Genomic DNA, 25,137 nt, shown 5'->3' on the forward strand with positions numbered 1-25,137 from the left:
GGGGGCCGGTTTTAAAAAACCGTTTTTCTTATCCCCCCCGGGTTCCCCCCCGTTTTGGGGGGGGGGGGGGGTGGGGTGGGGGGGGGGGGGGGGGGCCCCCCCCGGGGGGGGCCCCCCCCCCCCCCCCCGCCTGGATCACATGTTCGGGAGCGGTGTCCCGTTGGCCATCTGCCGGATCGCCGTCATGTCCGCCGCCCCGGTGTAGACGCGCACCTCGTCGATGGCGCCCGCGAAGTACTCGCTGCCGCCGCCGAGGGCCGAACGGCCCACTTGCAGAGCGCCGGTGGCGCCCCAGAGGGTGTCGTCGGTGCCGTGCGCGATGTCGGCGAGCTGTCCGGCCACGTACAGCCGGATCTCGTTGGCGAACGCGTCGTACACCACGGCGAGGTGCTGCCCGGCCATGTCGACGTCCGGGAGCGTCTGGTCGTCGGTGAAGGTCTTCACCGGTGCCGTCGCCGAGTCGGACTCGGCCACGGCCAGCTCCCACGTCGAGGACGATTCCGCGTCGGCAGCGGGCCGGTAGCGGACCGCGAGCCGGTTGGCGGCCTGGCCCGGCAGCGACAGCACGGTCTGCGGCTCGGTCGCGTCGAGCGAGGTGAGCTGCACGCGGGCCGTCGCCGTGAAGCTGGCTGCGCCGGTGACGGGTGCGGTGGCCGTGGACGCGTAGTCCCCGTCACCGTCGAGGACCAGGTGCCCCGCGCCGACCATCGGGAACGGCCCCTCGAAGTACGGGTCGTCCGTGGGCGCGTTGTAGATGGAGGCGTTGCCCGCGAGGGTCAGCTTCTGACCCGTGCCCGTGTCCGCGGAGGCTCCCGCAGCCGCCGCGTCGAGCTGCCAGTAGTTCATGCGGGTCGGCTTGACCGTCATCATCTCCGCCACCTGGGCGGCGGGCAGGACGCGGTCGAACACGCGGACCTCGGCGAGGTCACCGGAGAAGTTGTCCCGGTAGCCGCTCTTGGCCGTGGTCCGGCCGATCTGCAGCGGCCCGTACGACTTCCACACCGAACGGCGGGACGCGGTGCCCTTGGAGTCCTTGTTGATGTAGAGGCGCAGTTCGGACTTGGCCGCGTCGTAGACGCCGGTCAGCAGCACCCACTGGTCGGGGACCACGCTGACGCCGGTGGCCACGGCCTTCCACTCGCCGAGAGTGTCGACGTCGGTCACCGGGACGGAGAACGCCCAGGTGCCCGCCACCTGGTCGTAGCCGAGGGTGAATCCGGGCTCGCCCGTGCCGTCCTGGCTGACGACGGCCATGTCGCGCGTGGGGGTGCCGTTCGGGCGGACCCAGGCGCTGACGCTGAAGCTCTTCGAGGAGTCCAGCACCGTTTCGTTGACGTCCGCGTAGGCGGCGCCGGTGCCGTCGAAGCGGGCGGCCGAGTCGGCCTTGCCGCCGGGGCCTTCCACGCCGAAGGTGACACCGGTGCCCGTGTTCGCGGAGAACGCCCCTGTCTCGTCGTGGGCCTCGGTGCTCGACGGTTCGTCGGCGAGGTTCCACTGGCCGGCGACCGGGGTGCCCTCGGTCACGAGGAACTCGTAGTGCGCCTTGGTGCTCGGGTTCTCGGCCTTGTCGACGGCGATGACGTCGACCCAGTGGCGACCGGAGCGGGTGGGCATCCAGTTCACGGTGGCGGGCCCACCAGGTGTGGCGGCGTTGACCGTGGTGGCCGGGGTGGCGGTGCCGTCGAACGCGTACCGGTACTTCACGACGTCGGTGTCGGGCACCGAGTCGTTCGGGTTCGGGGCGAAGGTGAAGGAGCCGTAGGTGCCGACGCCGTCGTGGTACACGGTGTCGGACGGGTACTGCTTGGACAGCACGTTGGGCTTGCCCGGCAGCGTCTTGTCGTACATGAACTCGCAGCGCACGGTGTCCCCGTCGTAGCTCCAGGGGCCGTATCCGTCACCGTCGTAGGCGCGTGCGCTCCAGTAGATGACGGTGTTCTGCGGGATGGACGACTTCACCGTGTGGGTGAACTTGGTTCCGGACGTGGGCGCCAGCCAGGACGGGGTGAGGTAGGAGTAGGTCTTGGCCTCCTTGGTGACCGGGTCCGTCCAGTCCACCTTGAACTCGACCTTGACCTTGTCGGTGAGGCCGTTTCCGTGGTCGGGGTCGCTGGCCACGGCCTGAAGCTGCGGCGGCACCTCGGCGTACGGACGGCCGGCACCGCTGATGCACATGCCGCCCGGGTTCTGCGAGAGCGTCGTGATCTTCCGCGGCAGGTTGTTGTAACTGATCGACAGGTAGGCGTTGCCGCAGACCCGCTTCCATTCGGGCAGCCGGGACTCGTCGGCGGCGCGCAGGCCCAGCGTCATGGACGACCAGCCCTCGGCCGCGGCCGTCTTGACCTCGGTGGTCAGCTCTCCGGTCGCGCCCGCCTCGAAGTGCAGGTTGGCCTGGCTGGAACAGCTCGTCGGCGAGATGGCCTTGTCGACGGTGCCGATGTGGTCCGTCCAGTCGTCCGAGGTGTTGGACCAGCTGGACGAGGAGGTGATGCTGTAGTTCTTGCCGCCGATGCGGTAGAGCCGGATCGGTTCGGCGGTCGGCGAGGCGCTGTAGATGTGCTCGACGCGTGCGGAGAACGTCGCGCCGAGGATCTGCTTGCCCTTGTAGAACGACATGGGCATCGTGAACAAGGTCCGCCGCACGCCGACACCGTTGCAGGAGACCGGGCTGTAGTCGGTGGGGCACTTGCCCACGCCGGCGCTGCCGGAGTACTTCCAGTCCTGCTCACTCGGCATGCCGGACATCACGCCGGTCCACGCGCTGCGCGAAGTGGTGCGCTGGATCGGGTCGATGACGACGGGGAAGACGGTGTCGTCGCCCTGGAGCAGCTTCTGGTCGGGGACGAGCGACAGCTTGCCCTTGCCCACCTCGACGCCCAGCGGCGAGGTCCGGCCACCGCCGCCGGGGCCGGTGAGGGCCGCCTTCGGCGCGACCGCCGGGGCGGGTGCGGCGTCGGCGGTCGCGGCGGCGAGCGCCTTCGAGACGGCCTTGGGGCCCTGGGCCTTGGCAGCGGCTTCCTTGACCGCGGCCGAGTCCCACATCACGGGCTTGCCGGCTTCGAAGACGGTTCCGCCGACGGCCGCGTCCTCGGCCCTGATGGCACCGGAGGCGTCCTCCTTGACCTTGAGGCCGTCGGTCTTCAGACCCAGGTCGAGCCGGGCCAGCCTCGGGTCGGCCGCGGCTTCGGGGGTCTTGACCACCAGGAGGTGGCCGAAGCCGTCCGCCTCGGCGCGCACCGTGAGGTCGACGCCGGGCAGGGCGTCCTTGTACGTGGCCGTGTCCCCGTCGAGCGCGGGTGCGGGAAGCTTCCCGTACGGCCAGGTCAGGGCCATCTCGCGGCCCGCCTGGTTCATGGTGACGAACGGCTTGCCGGCGGTACCGTCCGAGAAGGACAGCGCGACCGCCGCGGCCTTCGGCGTGACCGAGCCGTCGGCGTGCCGCACGAGGGTCCGGTCGATGTCGACCCAGGTACCTTCCTGGAAGGTACGGACGGGGTCGGTGTACTCGCGGGCCGTGAAGGTGCCGTTGGGCTCGGCGTAGATCTCCCGGCGCGAGGTGCGCATGCCGAGGATCTCGACCTTCTGGCCGCTCTTCTTCGCGACGGTCAGCGCTTCGGCCTCGGTCTGTACCGGCTTGCCCGCAGCGGCCATGGACGGTTCGGGGGCTTCGCCGGAGGCGGGGTCCTGCGACTGGGCGCTGAGGACGCCCGTCATCACAGCACCCGCCACCACCGCGGCGAGCGCGCCGCGCAGCACCGGGCCGCGTCGTATGCGTCTGGACATGCGTCTCTTCTCCAGGTCGTTCATCAACGGGCCACGGCTCCGAACGCGACGTCGCCCGTGGGGACGCCGTCCCAACCGGGCTTGAAGGTGCGGGTGGGCGTGCCGCCGGACGCCACGTTCCAGCTGAAGGAGTGGACGGCGTGTTCCGCGGCGGGCCCGTAGGGCATGCCCACGTACAGGGCGGACGGGGTGGAGCCCAGGCTCATTCCGGCGAGCTGGCGGGGAGCGGGCTCTCCGGGGATGCCCCAGCCCGGGTCGATCCAGGCGTCGGAGGCGCCGGGCGCGCCGACGAGCGGGAAGATCTGCACGCCGCCCTTCTCCATGTGCTCCTCCGAGGACTCCTCGCCCGGCACGCCGACCGCCAGCCGGGTGGTGGTGGCCGAAGCGACGCTGTTGGGAGCGGTGTTGACCGCGGCGAGCCGCTGGCCGAAGAAGTCCCCGGCCTCGGTCTGCTCCTCGGCGTCCGCCGTGTTCTGGTCGATCCAGCTGATCTGTGTGAAGGTCCCGGAGGCCGTGATCCGGAACACCTGGACGGCCCCGGCATCGACCGTCGTGGCCAGGTCCTCGCCCGGGATACCGACGGCGAGCAGGGACTCGGTCGTGGAGGTGGCGCCCGAGGGCCGGTAGGGCGCCATGGCGAGCGCGGTGCCGAAACCGTCACCCGGCTCCTCGGCACCCTGGATGCCGTCAATGTCCTGGGAGAGTCCCACCAGCGGCTTGGGGAGGCCGGACACGAGGGTGTGGCTGAAAACGGCGACCCCGCCGGCGAACGGCACGGTACCTATCGCCTCGCCGGGCCCCGCCACGGCGAAGTGGGTCGGGGTGGTTGCGAACGCCGAGCCGAAGCGGTCGTCCACCTCCATCTCTCCCGGCACCGGTCCGGCGGTGGTCGTGTCCTGGTTGACGCCGACGGCGGTCGCCGGGTCGGCGGAGAGGTAGTAGAAGACGCCGGCGTCCTCGACCGTCCCCAGCGCTTCGCCGGGTGCACCGATCAGCAGGTACGAGGTTCCCGCCGCGGTCTTTCCGCCGGCCAGGGCGTAACCGACCCAGTCGCCCGTCTCCCTGCCTCCGCCGAGCGTCGCGGTCGGGCCCTGGGAGTGCTCCTTGACAGCCTTCCCGCCGGCGGGTCCGGCCGCCGAGCCGTAGACGATCTGGACCAGACCGGCGTCGCGGACCGTGACGTCCTCGGCGGCCAGGTCCTCGTACGGGATGCCGACGGCGATGTCGCTGCAGCCGTCGGCGTCCGCGTCGTAGACGGCGAACGAGAAGCCGAACTGGTCGTCGGGCTCGGCGCCTCCGGGAACGTTCGCGGTCTCCTGGGACAGCTGCATGCTGCCCTTGTCGCCGCCGTAGACGATGTGGATGAGACCGGCCCCGGGGACGCTGTTCACCGTCCCTTCGGGGTCGGCTATCACCGTGTCCTTGATGCCGTCCCCGTTGAAGTCGGAGTCCACGCCCGAGCATCCGGCGGCCAGGGCGGAGGCGGGTGCCGTGAAGGGCGCCCCCGGGCCGAAGCCCAGGGCGAATACGGTCAGGAACACGGCACTTGCGGCGAGCGCTGTTCTTCCTCTGGCGGTGCGCCGCGGTGGGCGCATCGGACTGGTCACAGAAATGGTTCCTCCCCTGATCGTTCCGGCTCGCCGTCGGCCGGAGGTCCCCGAAACGGCTTCGGGCATGGTGGTGACAGCCGTCTCGCGACGGCGTCGGGCGGCGCTCATGGGTGTGGATGGCGTGGCGGGCACGGACAGCGCGGGAACACGCGCCGTCAGAACGGTGGACGGGCGTCACGCGGTCGTACGGAATTCACCGCCGCACCGGTTCGGACGGGACTCGGTCGCGTGGGGTGCCACCGGCATCTGCCGTGCACCCCGCCCGCCCCCGGTCTCAGCTCAGCCGGACACCGAAGGCAACGGCGTCGGCCGGGATACCGCCTTCACCGGGGCGCCAGCTCTGCGTGGGTGCGCCGCCGTTCGGGGTGTTCCAGGGAAACGCGTGGACGGCCCTGTTTCCGGCGGGGCCGTAGGGGACGCCGACGTACAGTGCCGTCGGGCTCGAACCGAGACCCATGCCGGTGAGCATGCGGGGCGCGCGGACGGCGGGAACGCCGTCGCCGGGTGAGATCCAGCTGTCACCGGCGCCGGGCTCACCGAGCAGCGGGAAGATGTGGACGCCGCCCTCCTCCGGGTACTCCTCGGTGAGCTCCTCGCCGGGCGCCGCCACGGCGAGTCGCATCGTCGCCGCGGTGCCGGTGGCGGTCGGGGCGGTGTTGGCCGCGGTGAGGCGCTGTCCGAAGAAGTCGCCCGCCTCGGCCGAGCCTTCGACGTCGGGCTGGTTCTGGTCGATCCACTTGAGGTGCTGGAGGGTTCCGTCCGCCTTGATGTGGTAGGTGTGGACGGCTCCGGCGTCGACCGTGGCGGCGAGATCCTCACCGGGAACGCCGACCGCGAGAAGCGAGTCGTTGTTCGCGGTCGCTCCGGCGGGACGGTAGGGGGCCATCGCCAAGGAGAGGCCGTACTGATCCCCGGTCTGCGCGGTGGTGTCACCGGTGCCGCTGCGGCCCTGGCCCATACCGAAGAGCGGGGCCGGGATGCCGTCCGTGTTGATCGAGGGCCGGAATGCGATCACAGCCCCGGCGAACTCGACGTTCTGGGACGTGGTCGCGATGGATTCGCCGGGCGCACCGACGACGAAGTGGCGGTCCGTCGCGGCGATCGACGCGCCGAAGCGGTCGTTGGGCTCGGGATCCTCCCAGACGCCCGCGGAGTCCTGCGCGACGTGGGCCACGTCGTACCCGGTGCCGTAGACATGGTGGAACATCCCCATGTCCTTGCCTTCGGCACCGTCCTCGCCCGGCGCTCCGATGACGAGGAAGGGGATGCCGCTGGCCGATGTCCCCGCGGCGACGGCGTAGCCGACCCAGTCCTCCGCCTCGTAGCCGCCGCCCAGTTTGCCGTCGGCTCCCTGCCGGAATCCGATGGTGCCGAGTCCTCCGGACGCGATGCCGGTGGGCGAGCCGTAGATGAGGTGGACGAGCCCCGCGTCCTGGACCGGGCCGGTCGCCACGTTGATGTCCTCGAAGGGGATGCCCACCGCGATGTCGCTGCAGCCGTCGAGATTGGCGTCGTACACGGCGTAGGAGAAGCCGAAGCGGTCGTCGGTCTCGGCGCCGTCCGAGACGTTCGGGGAGTCCTGGGACAACAGGAACGTTCCCTTGCCTCCCCCGTAGACGATGTGGATCTGCCCTGCACGCTCCTTGCCCGAGACCGTGGCCTCGGGGTCGGCGACGACGGTGTCGCGGATCCCGTCCCCGTTGAAGTCGTGCTGCGCTCCGGCGCAGCCCGTGGCGGCGACCGCATGGGGAACCGGCAGCGCTCCTGGTCCGAGCAGCGTGAAGGCTGCCACCAATGTCATACCGGCCACGGCGCGGCCGCCCCGTCTGCCCACGCGAACCATCATCAAGCCCCCCGCCCCCTGCCACGACGCTCGTCGAACGTCTGCGGCCTCCCCGACTGTCACCTCCGCCGGGCCTGCTGCGCTGCACGCCGCGACAAGGTCCCGCACATCACCAAGTCACTGGATCGGTGCGGCAGTCACGTGATCAACGGAGGTTCACGGGACTCTGCCACGCCTCACAGGAAATGCACAAGAACACATGTCCGACATCAACTCATCAGTAACAATCACGACTCCGCCACATCCGATTCACCCGAAGGTCACCGTTTCACCACGTCGACGAGCCCGTCCGGGTCGGCGCCACACAGTGCGGCCGGCCCACTCGGGACTGGCCGCACAGGCGGACAAACAACGCGTATCGCGGGCAGACCGCCCCGCACCGCGGCCCGGCGCGGGGTGATCTCGGTGTCGGGCGTCAACCGCGGCGGGGTGGAGGTCCGCCCCAGCCCTTGGAATTTCGACAGCTCGGGCCTTCCTGGCCTTCGGGTCCTCGGGCAGGGAGCGGGACTCACGGGAGGACGACGTCGCGACCGTCCCCGCCGTCGAGGATGTCCTTCCCGGTGCCACCACAGACGAAGTCGTCGCCACCCTCTCCGCGCACCGTGTCGTCGCCCGAGCCGCCGAGCAGGATGTCCCGGCCGTCCCCGCCCATGACGTGGTCGTCGCCTGAGCCGCCGTACACGGTGTCGTCACCGCCGTAACCCTCGATCATGTCGTCGCCTCGGCCGCCCCACATCCGCTGGTTCTCGCTGTCGCCCATCAGCTGATCCGCACCGTCCCCGCCGTGCAGGGTCGCGGGCCCCATGACCATGTCGTCCCCCGCGTCACCCAGCACCGTGCGGGCGGTGTGGGCGTGCAGCTCGTCGTCGCCCGCGCCGCCGCTGACCGTGTTCATTCCGGGCGTGAAGGCGGCGATCGTGTCATCGCCGTCGCCGAGGAAGACGTCGATCCTGTCGGGCCGTGCGCTGTCGGCGGGCAGTTCGCAGACGACGGCGGTGGTGTCCTCGGCGCTGGAGTACGCGCAGTGCTCGCCCGGTTCCAGCGGGACCACGTCCCTGAAGCCGATCCGGCGGATCCCGTCGCTGGTGTACATCGGGTAGATGCTGAGGTCGTTGGTCTGCCCCGCAGCGGCGGTGAAGACGATCGACCGGGTCTCCCAGTCGCCCCCGACGCGCGCCTTCACCTCGGAGACCGAGGCAGAGGAGGACGCGGAGGACGCTGCTGCCGCGGGGCCGACGGCGAGGCCGGCTGACAACAGAGTCACGGTGAGGGCGCTGACGACGGCTCGGTTCCGGTACATGAGACCTCATCCCTGGGGAGTGACGGTGGACCGATCTGCTCGCGGCCGCTCGGACCTGTTCGGCGTGGTGCTGCCGGGGTACGGAGTGGACCGGGGAGTGAAGGCAGTCTCCTCGGTCGGTCCGGATCTGCAAGAGCGCGAACCGACGCGGTGTCATGGCGAACCGGCCTCCCTCCCGACATGACGGCGAGGACCGCCCTCCGACCCGTCACGGCGCATCCCTCAGCCCGGCCGTTTTCGGATCAACTTGGTTTGTTTCATTGACACTTCACGCGGAAGTCGTACCGTTGGGAGCGCTCCCATCACAGCCTTGTCTCTGGAAGGAGTTCCCCCCACATGAACAACACGATCCCGTTAACCGGGCGTTCGAGGTCCTACCTCCGCCGGCCCCTCCAGGCGTTCGTCATGCTGTTCGCCGTCCTCGCCGGCGCGCTGGCCTGGTCGGCCCCCGCTCAGGCCCACGGCACGATCGTCGGCCCCGCCACCCGCGCGTACCAGTGCTGGGAGACGTGGGGCAGCAAGCACATGGACCCGGCCATGCAGACACAGGACCCCATGTGCTGGCAGGCCTGGCAGGCCAACGCCGACACCATGTGGAACTGGATGAGCGCCTTGCGTGACGGCCTCGGCGGCCAGTTCCAGGCGAAGACGCCCGACGGAACGCTCTGCAGCAACAACCTGTCCCGGAACGCCAGCCTGGACAAGCCCGGGGCGTGGAAGACCACCACGATCGGCAACAACTTCTCGGTGCACCTGCGCGACCAGGCGTCCCACGGCGCCGATTACTTCAAGGTCTACGTGAGCAAGCAGGGCTTCGACCCCAAGACCCAGACCCTGGGCTGGGGCAACCTCGACTTCATCACACAGACCGGCCGCTACGCACCGGCGAACGACATCACGTTCCCCGTCCAGACCTCCGGCTACACCGGACACCACATCGTGTTCGTGATCTGGCAGGCCTCGCACCTCGACCAGGCATACATGTGGTGCAGTGACGTGAACTTCGGCTGAGCCCTCGGTGCGGCGCGACGCTCTGCAACCGCGTATCGCCGCAGGTCACAGAAGTGCGCGGTGTCCTCCGCGACGTCTGAAAGACATCTGAGAGCTCTGGGAAGCGGTCATGCGGGTCCCCTCCTGACGTGGGCGCACATCGGGAGGGGACCCTGCCGCACCTTCGGGACTTCTCAGGAACCCCTGAGCCGGGCCGACCGACCCGGCACCGACGCGAGTCTTCGTCGAATGGTTCGGACGTGCCGCTCAGCGCATTCCTCCCGTGGTCGGGCGCCACTCGGGCGGCCTCGGTTCACCGGCACCCTCGGGACCATGTGTGGCAGGCAGCGCGTCCCGCTCGGGTCCTGCGTCCGGCAGGGCGGTGGCCGCCTCGCGTCGGCGTGCCGCCTGATCCGGGTGGCGGCGCTGCCAGTAGGGGTTGTCGTGCGTCAGCTTGCTGGACACCCGGCCGTACATCCCGAACGTGGCGATGAGCAACCCCATGACGAAACTGAAGACCACGTTGGTCATGCCGAAGTCGAGGATGTTGGCAGGACGGTCCAGGACGAAGAGGTGCGCGAAGCCGCTCAGCACGAAGAGCGCTCCGACCGTCATGTTGAGGACCGAGGCGAAGTTGCCGCCGATCACCGCGCCGACGAGCAGCGCGAGACCGACGACGGTGGAGATGGTGCTGAGCCCCACGTTGGTGGTCATGCCGGCGATCGTCTCGCCGGCCGTGTCGAACGGGCTCAGTGCGTCGGCGAAGCCGAGTCCTGCGAAGACCAGCAGGACCACGCCGCAGAAACCTGCGCCGTAGCGGTAGACGGTGGCCAGATGGTGGTCGACGGGCAATTCGTCCTTGAGCTTCATGATGCCGTTTCGGCCCCTGTGCCGGTTTTGGATGCGCGTGAAGGCGATCGCGATCGCGGCAGTCCGTACCGGAGGCCAGGCGCCCTCCTGAGGGAGCGGCTGACATGCCCCCTGACCGTGAGCCGTCTAGCGTGGGCCGGGCAGGTGCCACCGCGGAAAGGAACACACCATGCCGGTAGACCGCCAGCCCCTGCACGGCCGCGTCGCCGTCGTGACCGGGGCAGCGCGCGGCCTCGGGGCGGCGATCGCGGAGGTACTGGTCGAGCGGGGCGCGCGGGTGGCGCTGCTGGGCCGGGAGGAGCGCACACTGGCCCGGGTCAGGGACTCGCTGCCGGCGGGGACTTCCGCGTGCTGGGAAGCGGACGTCACCGACGACCGCCGCATGCACCGGGTCAGGTCCGAGATCCGTGCCCGGCTCGGCCCTCCCTCGGTGGTCGTCGCCAACGCCGGAGTGGCGGAGGGCGGTCCGTTCATGGAGTCGGATCCAGCCGTCTGGCGCCGCGTCGTCGAGGTGAACCTCATCGGCAGCGCGATCACCGCGCGCACGTTCCTGCCCGACCTGGTCGACACCCACGGTTACCTCCTGCAAGTGGCCTCTCTCGCGTCGATAGGTGCGGCTCCGATGATGAGCGCCTACTGCGCGTCGAAGGCGGGAGTGGAGTCCTTCGCCCACGCGCTGCGGGCCGAGGTCGCTCACCGCCGGGTGGGCGTGGGGATCGCCTACATCAACTGGACGGACACCGGCATGGTGCGTGACGCCGACGAGCACCCGGTGCTGAGGGAACTGCGTGGGCACATGCCGGCTCCGGCGCGGAAGGTGTTCCCGGCCTCCTACGTAGCCGCGCGGCTGGTCGGCGCCGTCGAGCGTCGCCGTGCGTCTGTGTACGTCCCCCGTTGGCTGTGCTCGACGCAGCTCGTACGGGCCGTTATGCCGCCTGTCGTCACCTGGCTGTCGCGACGTGAACTGCCACGGCTCGCCGCGGCGGAGCCCTTCCCGGCGACAGGGTTGCTCGGCGTCGGCGGCCGGGCCGGGCAGGCGGCCGAGCGCGGTGGCCCGCCGGCGTGAGTGTTCCACCGCGCCGGTCGCACAGCCGCCGGATCGGCGTGAGCGGCACATGGGCCACCGGGGCTGAGCATGAAGTGCCCCTGACCAGGTGTGCGCGGCCCACGCCGCCGCCCGGCCTTCCGGCGGGGGACCTGGGAACCGATCGTCAACCCCGCCGACGGGCTCGCGCGCTTCAGCACGCCCGTGGCCTCGACTGAGGAGACACCCCTCGTGCACTGGCTCTTCGGCGACCAGCTCGGCCCCCACTTCCTCAACGCGGACGAGGACGGGCCGGAGCGCGACACGCCTCTGATCATGATCGAGGCCCGCTCCGTGTTCCGACGGCGCCGGTTCCATCGGGCCAAGGCCCATCTGGTGCTGTCCGCGATGCGACACCGCGCGGCCGAACTCGGCGACCGCGTCACCTACGTACGTGCCGACACCTACCGCGACGGCCTCGACCGGGCGGCACGCGGGCGCCCGATCGGGGTCCACCACCCCACGTCGCACGCGGCGCTCCGCCTGGTGCGGGCCCTCCCGCACGTGACGGTGGGCCCTGCCCGGGGGTTCCTCCTGCCGATGGCCGACTTCGCCGCGTGGGCGGACGGTCACGGCGGGAAGCGGCTGCGGCAGGAGGACTTCTACCACTGGGTCCGTCGCGGTCACGACCTGCTCATGGACGGCGGGCAGCCGGCGGGAGGCCGGTGGAACCTGGACCACGACAACCGGGAGCCCCCGCCCCGCGACACCGCCTCCCTCCGGATCGGCCGCCCGTACCGGCCGCGCGAGGACGACATCGACGAAGAGGTCCGTCATGACCTCGACCGCTGGGAACGCGACGGGGACGTCTCCTTCACCGGGCGGGACGGGCCCCGTCTGTTCCCCGCCACCCGGGCGGAGGCGCGTCGAGCCCTGCGACGCTTCGTTGAGCATCGACTCGCCACGTTCGGGCCGTACGAGGACGCGATGCTGGCCGGCGATCCGGTCATGAGCCACAGCCTGCTCTCCTCCTCGCTCAACCTCGGTCTGCTCGATCCCGCCGAATGTGTCGAGGAGGCGGAGAAGGCGTGGCGCGCAGGTCGGGCGCCACTGAACAGCGTGGAAGGCTTCGTGCGGCAGATCGCCGGCTGGCGCGAGTACGTCTGGCAGCTGTATTGGTACTTCGGCGAGAACTACCGGCACTCCAACGAGCTTCGGCACACCGCCCCGCTGCCCGACTGGTGGAACGACCTGGACGCGGGCGCCGTCCGGGCGAACTGCCTGCGCACGGTCCTCGCGCAGGTGCGCGACACGGGATGGACGCACCACATTCCCCGGCTCATGATCCTCGGCAGCCACGCTCTTCAACGGGGCTGGGACCCGGCCGCCGTCACGGACTGGTTCCACCGCTGCTTCGTGGACGGCTACGACTGGGTCATGCTCCCCAACGTCGTCGGCATGTCCCAGTACGCCGACGGGGGCGGCATGACCACCAAGCCCTATACCTCGGGCGGCGCCTACATCAACCGCATGAGCGACCTGTGCGGTCCCTGTGTCTACCCGCCGGGCGACCGGACCGGGGAGCACGCATGCCCGTACACCGCGGGCTACTGGACCTTTCTCGACCGGCACCGGAAGCGGCTGGCCGCCAACCATCGCACCGCCCAGCCGGTGCGGCAACTCGACCGGCTCACCGATCTCGCGGAGGTCGTCGAACAGGAACACGCGCGAGGCGACACACCCCCGTAGTCGCACTCCGGTGTGCCGCCGAGGTGACTGACGTCCGTCCCGCACCGGCGCACAACCGGGCAGTAGCCAGCGCATCCGTGTGGCGTCCGGTGCCCGGCGGCCTGTCGTCGCTCGTAGACCTACGGCGCCGACGACTCCAGAGCGGCGACCGCCTCGGCAAGCCCTGACGGACGCGCGAGACCGGCGACCGCCTGCCCCGCCCAGCCGGGGCCCAGGGTCAGGACGACCGGTCTGCGACGGGCTCCGCGCACGCCCCACTCCATCCCGGCCACGTGCTGGGCCAGCGGCCGGCTGGCGGTGGTGCGGGACTGCGCCCACAGCCCCACCGCGGCCGGCCCGGTCCTTCGCACCGCGGTGACGAGCGACTCGACGGGCAGGGCACCGCCGAACATCCGCACCGGAACACCGCGCTCCGTCAGTGCCGCGGACAGCACCTCCAACGGCAGCGTGTGGTTCTCCCCCGGCACACAGGCGAGCACCACGGTGGCGCCGGGGCGGTCCGCGGCCGTGCCGGGAGTGGCCCGCCGCAGCGCGCCCGAGACGTGCCAGGACAGGAAGTGCTCGACTTCGACGTACATCTCCCCCGACGTCTCCCACTTACGTCCGACCGCCTGGAGCGTCGGCATGATCACCTCGGTCCAGGCGGCGACCAGTCCGTGTTCGGCGATCACAGCGAGCAGCAGTTCGTCCAGGGCGGCGGCGTCCAGACGCAGGGCGGCACGGGCGATTCCTCTGCACTCCTGACGCACGTCGCCGAGCTGCAGCCCGCTCCACGTCCCGGTTCGGCGTGAGGCCGGAGCCCGCCCGGGCCCAGCAGCAGCTCGGGAGCGGGCCGCCGCCGGTGGCTCTTCGCTGCGCGCCATGCGGGCCGCCTCGGCCGGCGGCAGCCCCGTCGCCGTCAACGCGCACATCCGCTCCAGCTTCGCCACGTCCGCCGGCGTCCAGCGCCGGTGCCGGCCGCCCGTGTGCCCGTCGGGCCCGAGCCCGTAACGGCGGTCCCATGTGCGGACCGTGGTCGGAGCCACCCCCAGACGCCGGGCCACCTCGCCGGTGGTCATGCCTCCGGCCGGCGGACCGCCGTCACCGACTCGGTTCGCACCGTTTTCCCGCTGCCCGCTCACGCCTCCACTGTACGACGCATGAACGACGCACGTTGCTTGCGTCGTTCACGCGTCCGACACTGATCAGTGCGCGCGGAGTGGCGATAGCCGGACCGGCGGACGGCCCTCCACCCCCGTAGGACGCCTGGCAGGAGGAACGGCCATGACCACGCACCCGCGACCGGCCACCACCCTCGTCCCGCCCGTGGAGGCAACGCGGTACGAGGAAGAGCTTGCCCGCGGCCTCATCGAGGCCGACGAGGAAGCGTTCGCAGCCATCTACCGACGCTGGGGCTCACTGGTACACACCATGGCCACCCGGTCCCTGGGCGACACACACGAGGCCGAGGACGTCACCCAGCAGGTGTTCATCGGTGCCTGGCGCGGGCGGCACCACTTCCGGCCCGACCGGGGCGCGCTCGGCGCCTGGCTGGTCGGCATCACGCGCCGCAAGGTCGTCGACGCGCTCGCGGCCAGGGGGCGGCGGCTGGCCGTGATCGAGTCGGCCGCTCAGGACGCCGCACCCGTCCGGCCCGTTCAGCAGGCATCGGACGAGGTGCTCGACCGCGTGCTGCTCGTCGAGGCCATGTCCCGGTTGCCGCACGCTCAGCGCGAGGTCCTGTGCATGGCCTTCTACGAGGACCTGACGCAGGTCCAGATCTCGGAACGCACCGGAGTGCCTCTCGGTACGGTCAAGAGCCACGCCCGCCGCGGCCTGCATCGGTTGCGTACGTGCGTCGACCAGGGTGACGCACGCGGCACAGGCGTGTGACCACGCCGAAGAAGCGCTGCCTCGGTGCATCCACGTCGCCGCCCATACGCGAAACACCTGTGAAGACACCGCAGCAGACATGGCTCTCCACGAAGAGATGATCCCCATGACTTCCAGGCCCACCATCGCCCTCGCCGCTTCCGCCGGGGCATGCGCCCTGGCCCTCGGCGTGACCGCACCCGCCCTGGCGGCCCCCGACCAGGCGCAGGACAAAGCTATGGTGTCCGTCTTCCACGGCATCCCAGGAATGACGGTCGACGTCTACGCCAACGGCGACGAGCTGCTCAGCGACTTCAAGCCCGGCACGGTGACCGACCCGCAGTCCCTCGACGCGGGAACCTACGACATCCAGATATTCGAAGCGGGCCAGGGCCCCGAAGGCGCACCGGCTCTGGAAAAGAAGGTGAAGGTACCCGAAGGCGGCAACGCCACGGTCGCCGCCCATCTCACCGCCGACGGCAAGCCCCAGCTGACGGCGTTCATCAACGACGTCTCGAATGTCGACGACGGCAAGGCCCGTCTGACCGTTCGCCATGTCGCTGCCGCGCCCGCCGTGGACGTACGCGCCGGCGGTCAGCCCGTCTTCACCGACTTGACGAACCCCGACGAGGACACCGCGGCCGTCGACGCGGGCACCGTGAACGCCGACGTCGTCCTCGCCGGCACGGACACCGTGGCCATCGGACCGGCGGAACTGAACCTCAAGGAGGGCACGAGCAACGTCGTCTACGCCTGGGGCAGCGCCGAGGACAAGAACCTGGCCCTGGCCACCCAGACTTTCAGCGGCGCGGAAACGATGCCCGACGCGTTGAACGCCGGCGGCAGCGGTGCCGCCTTCACGCCTAACTCCCCCGCCCAGTGGCTTGCCTGGGCCACCGCAGCCGGAGCGATCACCCTGACGGGTGTCATGGTGGCCCGCCAGTTCGCCGGACGGCGTGGCTGACGCCGCGCGACGGCTGACCCGGACCGAACGGACCCAGGGATGGCGGCTGCCGTCCGGCAGCCGCCCTCTCCGTCGGGGGCGGGCCGTCGGAGCTCGCACCCGGAGCGCCCGACTCCGGAACCGCACCTGAGCAACAAGCGGCGACGGCCCAGCTTCCCGGCGTTACGGCGTCGTGGACCGGCACCGCCTCAGCCGCGCCGACCGGGCGTGTCCAGGACTGCGACGTGGGCCTGGGCGCGCGAGCGCTCGGTCGGCGGGGCCGAAGGAGGCGGAGCCGGTGCGCGGGTGACAACGGCCCCTCACGAGCGACAGGCTCGTGCACAGGGAGACCAGGAAGCCGGAGACGCAGGAGGGCGCAGTGAGCCATGTGGAGCCGTCTCACCTGGTGGAACTGGCACTCGGTCATGCGGACGGCGACGAGGACACCGCCGCCCTGCGGCACATCGCGTCGTGTCCGCGCTGTCGCCGTGAACTGGTGCAGCTGACGCGCGTGGTGGCTGCCGCGCGCGGTGCGCAGGCTTCGGACCTGCCGGTGGCGCCGCCGGAGCGTGTGTGGCGGCGCATCGCACAGGAGGTCCGGCCCGAGGCCGACAGGGGCCCGTACTCGAGAAGGAGTCCGGCCCTCCGGTCCCCCGCCAGGGGGACCTCGGAGGTACGGGGCGTGCGGGCACCCGGCGCCGGATCGCGTGATGCCTACCTCGCGCTCGCTCTGGCAGCCGGCGCCCTGCTCGTCCGCCGGTTGCGGGGCAGGGCTGGTCGCGGACCTGCCCGGGGGCACCGGTCTGCGTGGCGGACACTCCTCACCCGAGGCTGAGAATTCGCGGGCGGAACGACGCCGGGTTCCAGCCGGGGCACGACCACGCAGTGCCCCGGCCGGTGATCCGTCGGCGAAGTGATACCGGCCCGAGCGCGTCGGCAGCCCTGTGCGACCAGCGGCGGGGTTCGTCAACGGGTCGCGTAATAGAGGGTGTTGTGCGCCGTGTCCGGCACGTAGAGCACATCCTGACCGTCCGAGTCCCGCCGCACCGCGAGCCGGTCCGCGCTGACGCCCGGAGTGACGGACCGGGCGGTCCAGGCCCCGTCCGCCGACTGGGTCGCGGAGAAAACCCGGTCGGTGCCCGAGGCGGTCACGTAGTAGACGCGCTTGGTGTCCGTCTCGTCCCAGGTGATGCCGAGGGCGGCAGCGGTCTGCCCGCCGGCGTAGACGGTCTTGCCCACCCAGCCGCCACCGCTCGGATAGGCGTAGTACACGCGGAAGTGACCACCGCTGTCCGCCGAGCGGTAGCGGTAGGCGATCTTCGGGGTGGAGCCGTCGAGGGTGAGCTTGGCGCTCTGCACCGCGGGACCGGTGTACGCGTTGTCGGCGCTCCACTCCTCGCCCGTGGTGAGGTCCTGGACGACGTCGGAGGTGGCGGGCGTGACCGGGGTGGTGACGGTCGTGTTCGTACTGTCCGCGAAGGCCCCGGTCGACGGGTCGTAGGACAGGTAGGAGAGCTGGTGGCGGAACGCGGTCGCCGGCGCCTTCGCCCACTCGTAGAGAAGGTGCACGCGGCCGGAGGCGTCCACCGTGAGGTCGTCGGGGTACACGGAGCGGTACAGCGCACTCGCGAAGGTGGCGACGACGCTCCAGCGGGAGTTGGCGTTGTCCCAGCGGTACAGCTTGCCGGGGCGCTGGTCGGAGCCGGTACCGACGCGGGCGGCGAGGTACAGGTCGCCGTTGGGCGCGGTGGTGACGACCGGGTAGGTGATGCCCACCCCCTGATCGGGCAGTTCGGACGCGTGGTCGGTGATGTCGCCGCCCGGGGCCTCGGTGCGGAAGTAGCGCCAGGGGTTGGCGTGCATGGAGGTGAAGACGTGCAGGCGACCGCTGCCGTCGCGGGCGACCGAGGGCTGGTTGTGGCCGTTGTCGTCGGGGAACTCCGCCTGCTGCCCGTCGCTGTTCAGCAGCGGCAGCCGGCTCCAGAGGCCGTCCGGGTCGCGCCGTGCGAGGGCGGGCCGGTGCGTCGCGGCCGTCGAGCCCGGCTCGTTGAAGGCGAAGTACGTGTACTGCCCGCGGCCCTTGTACGTGGCGACCGGCGTCCACCAGGCGGCCTGGTTCGACGTGTCCATCGCGTACGGGACCTTCTCGATCACCGTCGCCGCGGCTGCCGTGGTCTGCGCGGTGCCGGCCCCGGCGGCCGGGGCGGTCAGGAGGAGAGCGGCCAGGGCCGCGGCCGATGCGGTGTACGTGCGTACCGTGGGACGTCGCAAGATGAGCTCCTTCGCGGGTGCGGGTGCGGGAGGCGACGCGGACGGCAGCGGCCCGGGGGCCGGCCGGCGCGGTCGTCGTGCGGGGTGGGGTACGGAGCGGGGCCCGGCGGAGCGTGCGGCGCTCGCAGGGCCCTGACCACGGCGTCGGGCCTCAGCGCTTGATGAGCTCGGCGACCTCCTCGCCTGCCTGCTTCATCGCGTCCTTCGGCTTCGACCTGCCGACGAGGACGGCCTGCACCTGCTTGGCGACGGCCTCCTCGATCTGGGCGTTCTGCGCGAACTGCCAGAACGGGCTGCCGGTCGCGGTCTTGGTGATCTTCTCGGTCCACTCCGTGGTGAAGGTGTCCTTGGCGACCTCGGGAGCGGCCAGGCCCGCGGTGGTGGACGGCGGCAGTGCGCGCGCGGCGAAGTACTCGGAGGTGGTGGCCTCGTCGGTGGTGGTGTGCAGCGCGAACTCGGTCGCCGCGTCCTGGCCCTTGCCCTTCACGATCGCGATCACACCGCCCCACAGGAGCGCCTGCGGCGTGTCCCCGGCCTTGAGCACCGGACGCTCCATCGGCTGCATGGCGTCGGCCAGTGTGGTGTCCTTCGACTGGGCGGAGGTCACGCCCTTGCCGATGATCGCGTCGTCGTAGAAGGCGGCCTTGCCCTGGCCGAACAGGGCGCGCGCGTCGAAGCGGTCGACGTCCGCGGCGATCAGCTTCTCGTCATGGAGCTTCTTGTACCAGGTCACCGCGTCGACCGAGGCGTCGTCGCCTATGGTGACCTTCCCGCCGTCGAGCAGCTCGCAGCCGAAGGTCTGCATCCACGGGAAGATGTCCTTGAGCTGCGCGACCTTGGTGGCCGCGGCGTACGGCACGACTCCCCCGCCGAGCCCCTTCAGCTCGCGCAGCGCCGCCTCGAACTCCTCGACGGTGGTGGGGTGCTCCTTGATCCCGGCCTTCTCCAGGAGCTTGGAGTTGGCGATCACCCCGATCGACCCGGTGTTCCACGGCAGCCCGTACTGCTTGCCGTCGTACACGCCGCTCTTCAGCGCCACGTCCGTGTAGCCGCCCTTGCCGGCCACCGCTCCGAGGTCGACCAGCTTGCCCATCTGCGCCATCGCGGCGAGCCAGGCGATGTCGAGGTGCACCGCCCCCGTCGTCTCCCCGCCGCCCAGCTTGAGTGTGAGCTGGCTCAGGTACTCGTTGTACGGGTAGGAGACCGCGCGGATCGTCGACTTCTCGGCCTTCTCCCATGCCGCGATGATCTTCTCGATCGAAGGCTTGGCGGCCTCCTCGTTGAGCGACCAGGAGGTGAAGTCGAAGTTCTTGGACTTCGGGTCACCGCCGTTGGAGGGGGAGCCGGCGCCGGACGGCGCACAGGCGCCGAGCACACCGGCGCCCGCTGCACCGAGCGCGCCGATGCCGAACATGCGCAGCGCGCCGCGCCGGCTGATGCCAGAGGTGGTCATGGTCTCTCCATGGGAGTGTGCGGGAGGGTAGGTACGTGAGGGCGCGGGCCGGAGCCGAGGTTCAGCTCTTGACCGAGCCGGCGGTCATGCCGCCGACGAGGTAGCGCTGCAGGAACATGAAGGCGACGATCACAGGGACCGACACCACGAGCGAGGCGGCCATCAACTGGGGCCAGGCGGTCTGGAATTCGCCGATGTAGGTGGAGACGAGCCCGGGGGGCAGGGTCTGCTTCTCCTTGTCGGCCAGGGTCAGCGCGAAGATGAAGTCGTTCCAGCCGCGTACGAAGGCGAAGAGCCCGGCGGCGATCATCCCCGGCGCGGCCAGCGGCGCCACGATGGAGTGCAGCGTCCGCCAGCGGGAGGCCCCGTCGATGGACGCCGCCTCCAGCAGGGCGTCCGGGATGGTGTCGAAGATGCCCTTCAGCATCCAGACGCACAGCGGCATGGTGAACGTGGTGAAGGAGAGCACCAGGGCGCTGTACGTGTTGAGCATGCCGAAGCTGGAGAAGACGGTGTACAACGTCACCAGCAGAAGTGCCTGGGGGAACATCTGGGAGGCCAGCACCAGGTGCATCAGCGACCGGCGCCCGCGATAGCGGAACTTGGAGAACGAGTAGCCCATGTACGTGGCGACGATCACGCTCAGCACGGCGGTGATCGAGGCCACGACGAGCGAGTTGATCATGTACTTGATCAGCTGGTCGTTCTCGGCCAGGGCCGTGAAGTTGCCGAGGGTGAGATCGGTGGGGATCAGCTTCGGCGGGAACTGGAAGGTCGACTCGGGGGTGCTCAGCGCGGTGGCGAGCAGCCAGTAGACCGGCAGCAGGCCGAAGGCTCCGATGACGACGACCGCGCTCCAGGCGGCGATCCGCGAGCGCAGCAGGTCCTTGCGCACACGGCGCCGGGTGCTGCGCCCGGTCCGCGTGGCGGACGGCTGCGACCGGCCGACGGCGGAGAGGGAGGGGGGGGTGGTGGAGGTCATCAGGCGTCGCCCTTCCGCTCGGTGATCCTGAGGTAGACGGCGACGAGAAGGAGCAGGAGCAGCATCCACAGTCCGCCCAGGGCGGTGGCACGGCCGATGTCGAAGCCCTTGAACGCGGTCTGGTAGACGGCGGTCGCGAACGTCTCGGTGGTGCCGGCGGGCCCGCCGCCGGTGAGGACGTAGATGGTGTCGAAGTGCTGGAAGTTCCAGATGAACTCCAGCAGCAGCACGATCGAGGCGACACCGCGGACCTGCGGCCAGGTGACGGCGAAGAACCGCCGGATCGACCCGGCCCCGTCCATCGAGGCCGCCTCGTGCAGTTCCTTGGGCACGGTCTGCAGACCGGCCAGGAGCATCACCATCATCCAGGGGAAGCTGGCCCAGGTCTTGGTGACGATGACGGCGAGCATCGCGGTGCCGGGCCGGCCGAGCCAGGCCACGGACTCGTCGATGATGCCGGCCTCCATGAGGACGCCGTTGAGCACCCCGTAGTTGGCGTTGAAGATCCACATCCAGAGGAAGGAGACCACCACGCCCGGGATCACCCACGGGAAGAGGAACAGGCCGCGCAGGAAGCCGCTGCCTTTGAGTCCGGTGTTCAGCGCGAGCGCGAGGGCGAAGCCGATCGCGAAGGGGACGAGCGTCGCGCCGACGGTGAAGATCAGCGTCTGCTCGAGGATGGTGAGGAAGTCACCGTCCAGCCAGTAGGTGAAGTTGTCCAGGCCGACGAACTCCCGTCCCGGGAGCCGCAGATCCTGCCTGAAGAAGCCGGTGAACAGCGCCGACAGCAGCGGGTAGAAGATGATCGCCGCGAACAGGGCGAGGCCCGGTGCGGTCAGCAGCAGGGCGAACGCACCGTTGGAGAGCCGTCCCCCGCTCCGCTCGCGGGGCGGGGGCGCCTTCTGGGGAGGTGCGGCCGTACTCATGGGTCTGTCCTCTCAAATGGTGGCGGGAGCGCCGGAGCCCTGCGCGAACGTCTCCCCTGCTGCGCTGAATGCAAGTTGCAGCATGCGGGATCGTTCTCCATATCGTGCGATGGCGTCAACCCTTTTCGTCGGTGAATCACCGATTCTGTGCAGGACCAGGAACACGGCTCACCTGCCCAGAACATGCACCTCGGCTCGCGACGGCCAGGTCGGTGACCGCAACCGGAACTTACAGCGGATCCCATTGGTTGAACAGTGGTTGCACAATATGGATGTGATGTACGTTCAAGGCCGCTCCGCTGCGGCGGGGAGTATCCGAGCGTCACACCAAGGAGGCCGCACCGTGCGGGAAGAAGAGGTCCATTACGACATCGCCGTGATCGGCGGCGGATTGGCGGGGACCTGCGCGGCCATCGCTGCGGCCCGGCTCGGCCGGCGCGTCGCCCTGGTCAACAACCGGCCCGTCCTGGGTGGCAACGCCAGCAGCGAGATCCGTGTCTGGGTCTGCGGCGCCACCGCACACGGCGTGCACCGCTGGGCCCGGGAGACCGGGATCATGGGCGAGTTGTACACCGAGAACCAGTACCGCAACCCCGAGGGCAACCCGTACTACTGGGACCAGGTCGTCCTCGACGCCGTCCGCGCCGAACCGAACATCGACCTCTACCTCAACACCGACGTACGCGAGGTCGACGCGAGCGGCCCCGACGACAACCGCGAGGTGCACTCCTGCACCGGCTGGATGATGGGCTCGGAGCGGCGCATCACCTTCCACGCGCGCCAGTTCCTCGACTGCACCGGAGACGGTCTGGTCGGCCACCTCGCCGGCGCCCGCTACCGCATCGGCCGTGAGGGACGGTCCGAGTTCGACGAGCCCTGGGCGCCGGCCGAGGCGGACGAGGCGCTGCTCGGCTCGACGACCCTCTTCCACACCAGGGACACCGGCCGGCCGGTGAAGTTCGTACCGCCCGCCTACGCCAAGGACCTCTCGACCACGCCCATCCTGCGCAACCGCATCCTGCGCACCGGCGACAACGGCTGCGACTACTGGTGGATCGAGTGGGGCGGCGAACTCGACACCGTCCATGACAACGAGCGCATCCGCGACGAGCTCCAGGCCGTGATCATGGGGGTCTGGGACCACATCAAGAACTCCGGCCAGTTCCCGGACGCGGAGAACCTCACCCTGGAATGGGTCGGCAGTCTCCCCGGCAAGCGCGAGTACCGCCGCTTCCTCGGCGATCACGTCCTCACCCAGCAGGACATCCTCCAGCAGCGCCAGTTCGAGGACCGGATCGCCTTCGGAGGCTGGTCCGTCGACCTCCACCCGGTCCAGGGCATGTACGCCGAGGAGCCCGGCGCGCGCCAGCGGTACGCGGACGGCATCTTCCACATCCCCCTGCGCTCCCTCTACTCGGCGAACGTCACGAACCTGCACTTCGCCGGACGCAACATCTCCGCCACCCACATCGCCTTCGGGGCCACCCGCGTCATGGCCACCTGCGCGACGCTCGGCGAGGCCGCGGGTACGGCCGCCGCCCTGTGCGTCGCCGAGAACCTCACGCCGCGGGAACTCGCGACCCGGCGGCCGGAACTGGTGCACCGCACCCTGCTCCGCCAGGACGCCTCCGTGATCGGCCTCGCCGACGAGGACCCCGGCAACCTGGCGCGCACGGCCCGCGTCACCGCCTCCTCCTGCCTGACCCGGCTGGCCGCCGAACCCACGCAGGACACGCCCGGCACCCCGTACCCCCTCACCCGTGACCTCGCCCTCCTGCTGCCGGTCGACCCCGCGCTCGACACGGTCGACCTGCTCGTCCACGGCGCCCCGGACGGCGGGTCCCGCGCACTCACCGTGGAACTCTGGAGCACCGGCAGGCCCGAGAACGCCGTCCCCGCCGACCACCTCCTCTCGACCACCGTCACCGTCCCGCCCGGCGGCCCCCACTGGGTCACGGCCCGCCTCGACCACCACCCCGACACACCCCGGAACGCGATCCTCGTGGTCCGGGCCTGCGCGGACACCGCCCTGGTGCTCCTCCCCGAACGCACCGACGGCGTCCTCGCCCTGCGCCGGAAGGTGGAGGGGGACGCGGGCGTCGACCACGACATCCCGGAGGAGGACGGCCAGCTGGTCCTGGAATGGCAGGCCCGCGGCCTGCGCCGGCAGACCTTCGCCTTCCGGGCGGCCCCCGACACCGGGGCGTTCCACCCCGAACGGGCCGTGGGCGGGTACCAGCGTCCCTACGGCGGCCCGAACATGTGGTCCTCCGTGCGGGAGGACGACGCCCCGTGGCTCCGGCTCGACTGGAACGACGAGCAGGAACTCACCGAGATCCGCCTGGTCTTCGACGACGATGTCGACGAGTACCTCAACAACCTGCACCGTCACCGCACCCCGTACGAGGTCATGCCGGAGCTCGTACGCGACTACCGCGTGCAGACGTGCGACACCGCCGGTACCTGGCACACGCTCCTGACGGTGACGGACAACCGGCGCCGCCACCGCGTGCACCCGCTGAAGGCCGCGGACGGCGGCCCTGTACGCACCGGCGCACTACGGCTCGTGGTCGACGCGACGCACGGGGCCCGGCACGCGCACGTGATCGCCTTCAAGGCGTACGGCGCCTAGCCACACGGCGAAGGGGTCCGGTGGAGGCTGATCAGCCTCCACCGGACCCCTTCGCCTGTGCGTCAGAGCGCGCCGAGTGCCTGGCTGATGGCGTCGGCGGCCTCGATGACCTCGCGTACGAGGGCGAGGCGCTCCCCCTCGGTGTCGGAGCCGTCCCCGAGCACCGAGGTCGGGCCCCAGAGCGAAATAGCCGCGACGATCTCCCCCGAAGCGTCTCGGACCGGTGCGGCGAGGGAGGCGCGGCCCAGGGCGCGCTCCTCGGCCTCGACGGCGTACCCGGTGCGCCGGACGGTGTCGATCTCGGCGTCGAGGAGGTCGTGACTGGTGGTCGTGTACTTCGTGTGCGCGTCGAGAGGATCCCCCAGCAGCGTGCGCCGCTCCTTGGGGGTCAGACCGGTGAGCAGGCACTTGCCGATGCTCGTGGCGTGCAGCGGGGCGGTGTGCCCGGCCTGGGTGTAGGACTTGGGTGCGCGCGTCCCCTCGAAGTTGCACAGGAACATCAACTCGCCACCACGGCGTACGGCCACGTTGGCCCCGAGCCCGGTGCGGGTGGCGAGGCCCTGGAGCACCATGCGTGCGGCCCGGTGCACGGGGTGGCGGTTGGTGGCGGTGGCGGCCAGCGGGAGCAGGCCCAGGCTGAGGCGGTAGAGGTTGCTGACCGGATCGCGTTCGACCATGTCGAGGCGTTCCAGGGTGGACAGCAGGCGGGAGGTGGTCGAGGAGCCCAGTCCGGTGAGCTCGGCGACGTCTGAGACACGGAGTTCGGCCCGGCCGGAGTCGAGTGCGCGCAGCACCGACACCGCTCGTTCGACGCTCTGGTTCGTCCCTGAATCGGTCGCCCGCGTAGCCATGGCCCTCCTCGTTCTGCAAATGCCTTGCACATTCTGCATCAGCATATCGCGCCTGGCCG

The 25,137-nt window shown here is 70.5% G+C and carries 17 protein-coding genes; 6 read left to right on the forward strand and 11 right to left on the reverse strand.

What is annotated here, in order from left to right:
- Nucleotides 1–135: 135 nt before the first annotated feature.
- The 4 genes from ACFY8O_RS33440 to ACFY8O_RS33455 form a co-directional block, all read right to left on the reverse strand.
- Nucleotides 136–3,783: a LamG domain-containing protein gene (locus tag ACFY8O_RS33440; RefSeq protein WP_387909026.1), complete on the reverse strand. Its 3,648-nt coding sequence runs from the start codon at nucleotides 3,781–3,783 to the stop codon at nucleotides 136–138.
- Nucleotides 3,784–3,806: 23 nt separating this feature from the next.
- Nucleotides 3,807–5,324 carry a VCBS repeat-containing protein gene (locus ACFY8O_RS33445; RefSeq protein ID WP_387909028.1) on the reverse strand — a complete coding sequence of 506 codons (1,518 nt, stop codon included), beginning with the start codon at nucleotides 5,322–5,324 and terminating at the stop codon, nucleotides 3,807–3,809.
- Nucleotides 5,325–5,667: 343 nt separating this feature from the next.
- A complete protein-coding gene (locus ACFY8O_RS33450) occupies nucleotides 5,668–7,194 on the reverse strand; it encodes an FG-GAP repeat domain-containing protein (protein WP_387909030.1) in 1,527 nt (508 codons plus the stop codon).
- Between the two features lie 550 nt (nucleotides 7,195–7,744).
- On the reverse strand, nucleotides 7,745–8,536 hold the full coding sequence (locus ACFY8O_RS33455) for a calcium-binding protein (RefSeq protein ID WP_387909032.1): 792 nt from the start codon (nucleotides 8,534–8,536) through the stop codon (nucleotides 7,745–7,747).
- 405 nt (nucleotides 8,537–8,941) lie between these two features.
- Between ACFY8O_RS33455 and ACFY8O_RS33460 the strand changes: the two genes are divergently transcribed.
- Entirely contained in the window at nucleotides 8,942–9,547 is a 606-nt protein-coding gene (locus tag ACFY8O_RS33460) for a lytic polysaccharide monooxygenase auxiliary activity family 9 protein (protein WP_145808354.1), read from the forward strand.
- Between the two features lie 246 nt (nucleotides 9,548–9,793).
- On the opposite strand, the gene ACFY8O_RS33465 is transcribed toward ACFY8O_RS33460, so the two are convergent.
- Nucleotides 9,794–10,396: a DUF4383 domain-containing protein gene (locus ACFY8O_RS33465; RefSeq protein ID WP_387909034.1), complete on the reverse strand. Its 603-nt coding sequence runs from the start codon at nucleotides 10,394–10,396 to the stop codon at nucleotides 9,794–9,796.
- Between the two features lie 169 nt (nucleotides 10,397–10,565).
- Here ACFY8O_RS33465 and ACFY8O_RS33470 point away from each other — a divergent pair, with 169 nt between their 5' ends.
- Together ACFY8O_RS33470 and ACFY8O_RS33475 are read left to right on the forward strand one after the other, a co-directional pair.
- The gene (locus ACFY8O_RS33470) at nucleotides 10,566–11,462 is read left to right on the forward strand and encodes an SDR family oxidoreductase (RefSeq protein ID WP_387909036.1); all 897 of its coding nucleotides are present in this window, start codon (nucleotides 10,566–10,568) and stop codon (nucleotides 11,460–11,462) included.
- Between the two features lie 210 nt (nucleotides 11,463–11,672).
- Nucleotides 11,673–13,169: a cryptochrome/photolyase family protein gene (locus ACFY8O_RS33475; protein WP_387909038.1), complete on the forward strand. Its 1,497-nt coding sequence runs from the start codon at nucleotides 11,673–11,675 to the stop codon at nucleotides 13,167–13,169.
- A gap of 119 nt (nucleotides 13,170–13,288) precedes the next feature.
- Here the strand turns inward: ACFY8O_RS33475 and ACFY8O_RS33480 are convergent, their stop codons facing one another.
- The gene (locus ACFY8O_RS33480; protein WP_387909039.1) at nucleotides 13,289–14,227 is read right to left on the reverse strand and encodes a MerR family transcriptional regulator; all 939 of its coding nucleotides are present in this window, start codon (nucleotides 14,225–14,227) and stop codon (nucleotides 13,289–13,291) included.
- A gap of 205 nt (nucleotides 14,228–14,432) precedes the next feature.
- On the opposite strand from ACFY8O_RS33480, the gene ACFY8O_RS33485 reads away from it, so the two are divergent.
- Both ACFY8O_RS33485 and ACFY8O_RS33490 read left to right on the forward strand, forming a co-directional pair.
- Nucleotides 14,433–15,041: a sigma-70 family RNA polymerase sigma factor gene (locus tag ACFY8O_RS33485; protein ID WP_387909041.1), complete on the forward strand. Its 609-nt coding sequence runs from the start codon at nucleotides 14,433–14,435 to the stop codon at nucleotides 15,039–15,041.
- A gap of 106 nt (nucleotides 15,042–15,147) precedes the next feature.
- Nucleotides 15,148–15,984 (forward strand): DUF4397 domain-containing protein, encoded by an 837-nt coding sequence (locus ACFY8O_RS33490; protein ID WP_387909043.1) that lies wholly within the window; start codon nucleotides 15,148–15,150, stop codon nucleotides 15,982–15,984.
- Nucleotides 15,985–16,929: 945 nt separating this feature from the next.
- Here ACFY8O_RS33490 and ACFY8O_RS33495 read toward each other — a convergent pair.
- The 4 genes from ACFY8O_RS33495 to ACFY8O_RS33510 form a co-directional block, all read right to left on the reverse strand.
- Nucleotides 16,930–18,234, reverse strand: coding sequence for a BNR-4 repeat-containing protein (locus ACFY8O_RS33495; RefSeq protein ID WP_387909044.1), 1,305 nt, complete (start codon nucleotides 18,232–18,234; stop codon nucleotides 16,930–16,932).
- Nucleotides 18,235–18,385: 151 nt separating this feature from the next.
- Nucleotides 18,386–19,687, reverse strand: a complete 1,302-nt coding sequence (locus ACFY8O_RS33500) for an extracellular solute-binding protein (protein ID WP_387909046.1) — start codon at nucleotides 19,685–19,687, stop codon at nucleotides 18,386–18,388.
- Nucleotides 19,688–19,748: 61 nt separating this feature from the next.
- Entirely contained in the window at nucleotides 19,749–20,669 is a 921-nt protein-coding gene (locus ACFY8O_RS33505; RefSeq protein ID WP_387909048.1) for a carbohydrate ABC transporter permease, read from the reverse strand.
- Entirely contained in the window at nucleotides 20,669–21,595 is a 927-nt protein-coding gene (locus tag ACFY8O_RS33510; protein WP_145808363.1) for a carbohydrate ABC transporter permease, read from the reverse strand. Before ACFY8O_RS33510 ends, ACFY8O_RS33505 begins: the two co-directional genes overlap by 1 nt.
- Before the next feature lie 343 nt (nucleotides 21,596–21,938).
- On the opposite strand from ACFY8O_RS33510, the gene ACFY8O_RS33515 reads away from it, so the two are divergent.
- On the forward strand, nucleotides 21,939–24,227 hold the full coding sequence (locus tag ACFY8O_RS33515; protein WP_387909050.1) for an FAD-dependent oxidoreductase: 2,289 nt from the start codon (nucleotides 21,939–21,941) through the stop codon (nucleotides 24,225–24,227).
- A gap of 62 nt (nucleotides 24,228–24,289) precedes the next feature.
- On the opposite strand, the gene ACFY8O_RS33520 is transcribed toward ACFY8O_RS33515, so the two are convergent.
- Entirely contained in the window at nucleotides 24,290–25,078 is a 789-nt protein-coding gene (locus tag ACFY8O_RS33520) for an IclR family transcriptional regulator (RefSeq protein ID WP_387909052.1), read from the reverse strand.
- Between the last annotated feature and the right edge of the window lie 59 nt (nucleotides 25,079–25,137).

Source organism: Streptomyces argenteolus, assembly GCF_042902585.1.
Classification (GTDB): Bacteria; Actinomycetota; Actinomycetes; order Streptomycetales; family Streptomycetaceae; genus Streptomyces; species Streptomyces argenteolus.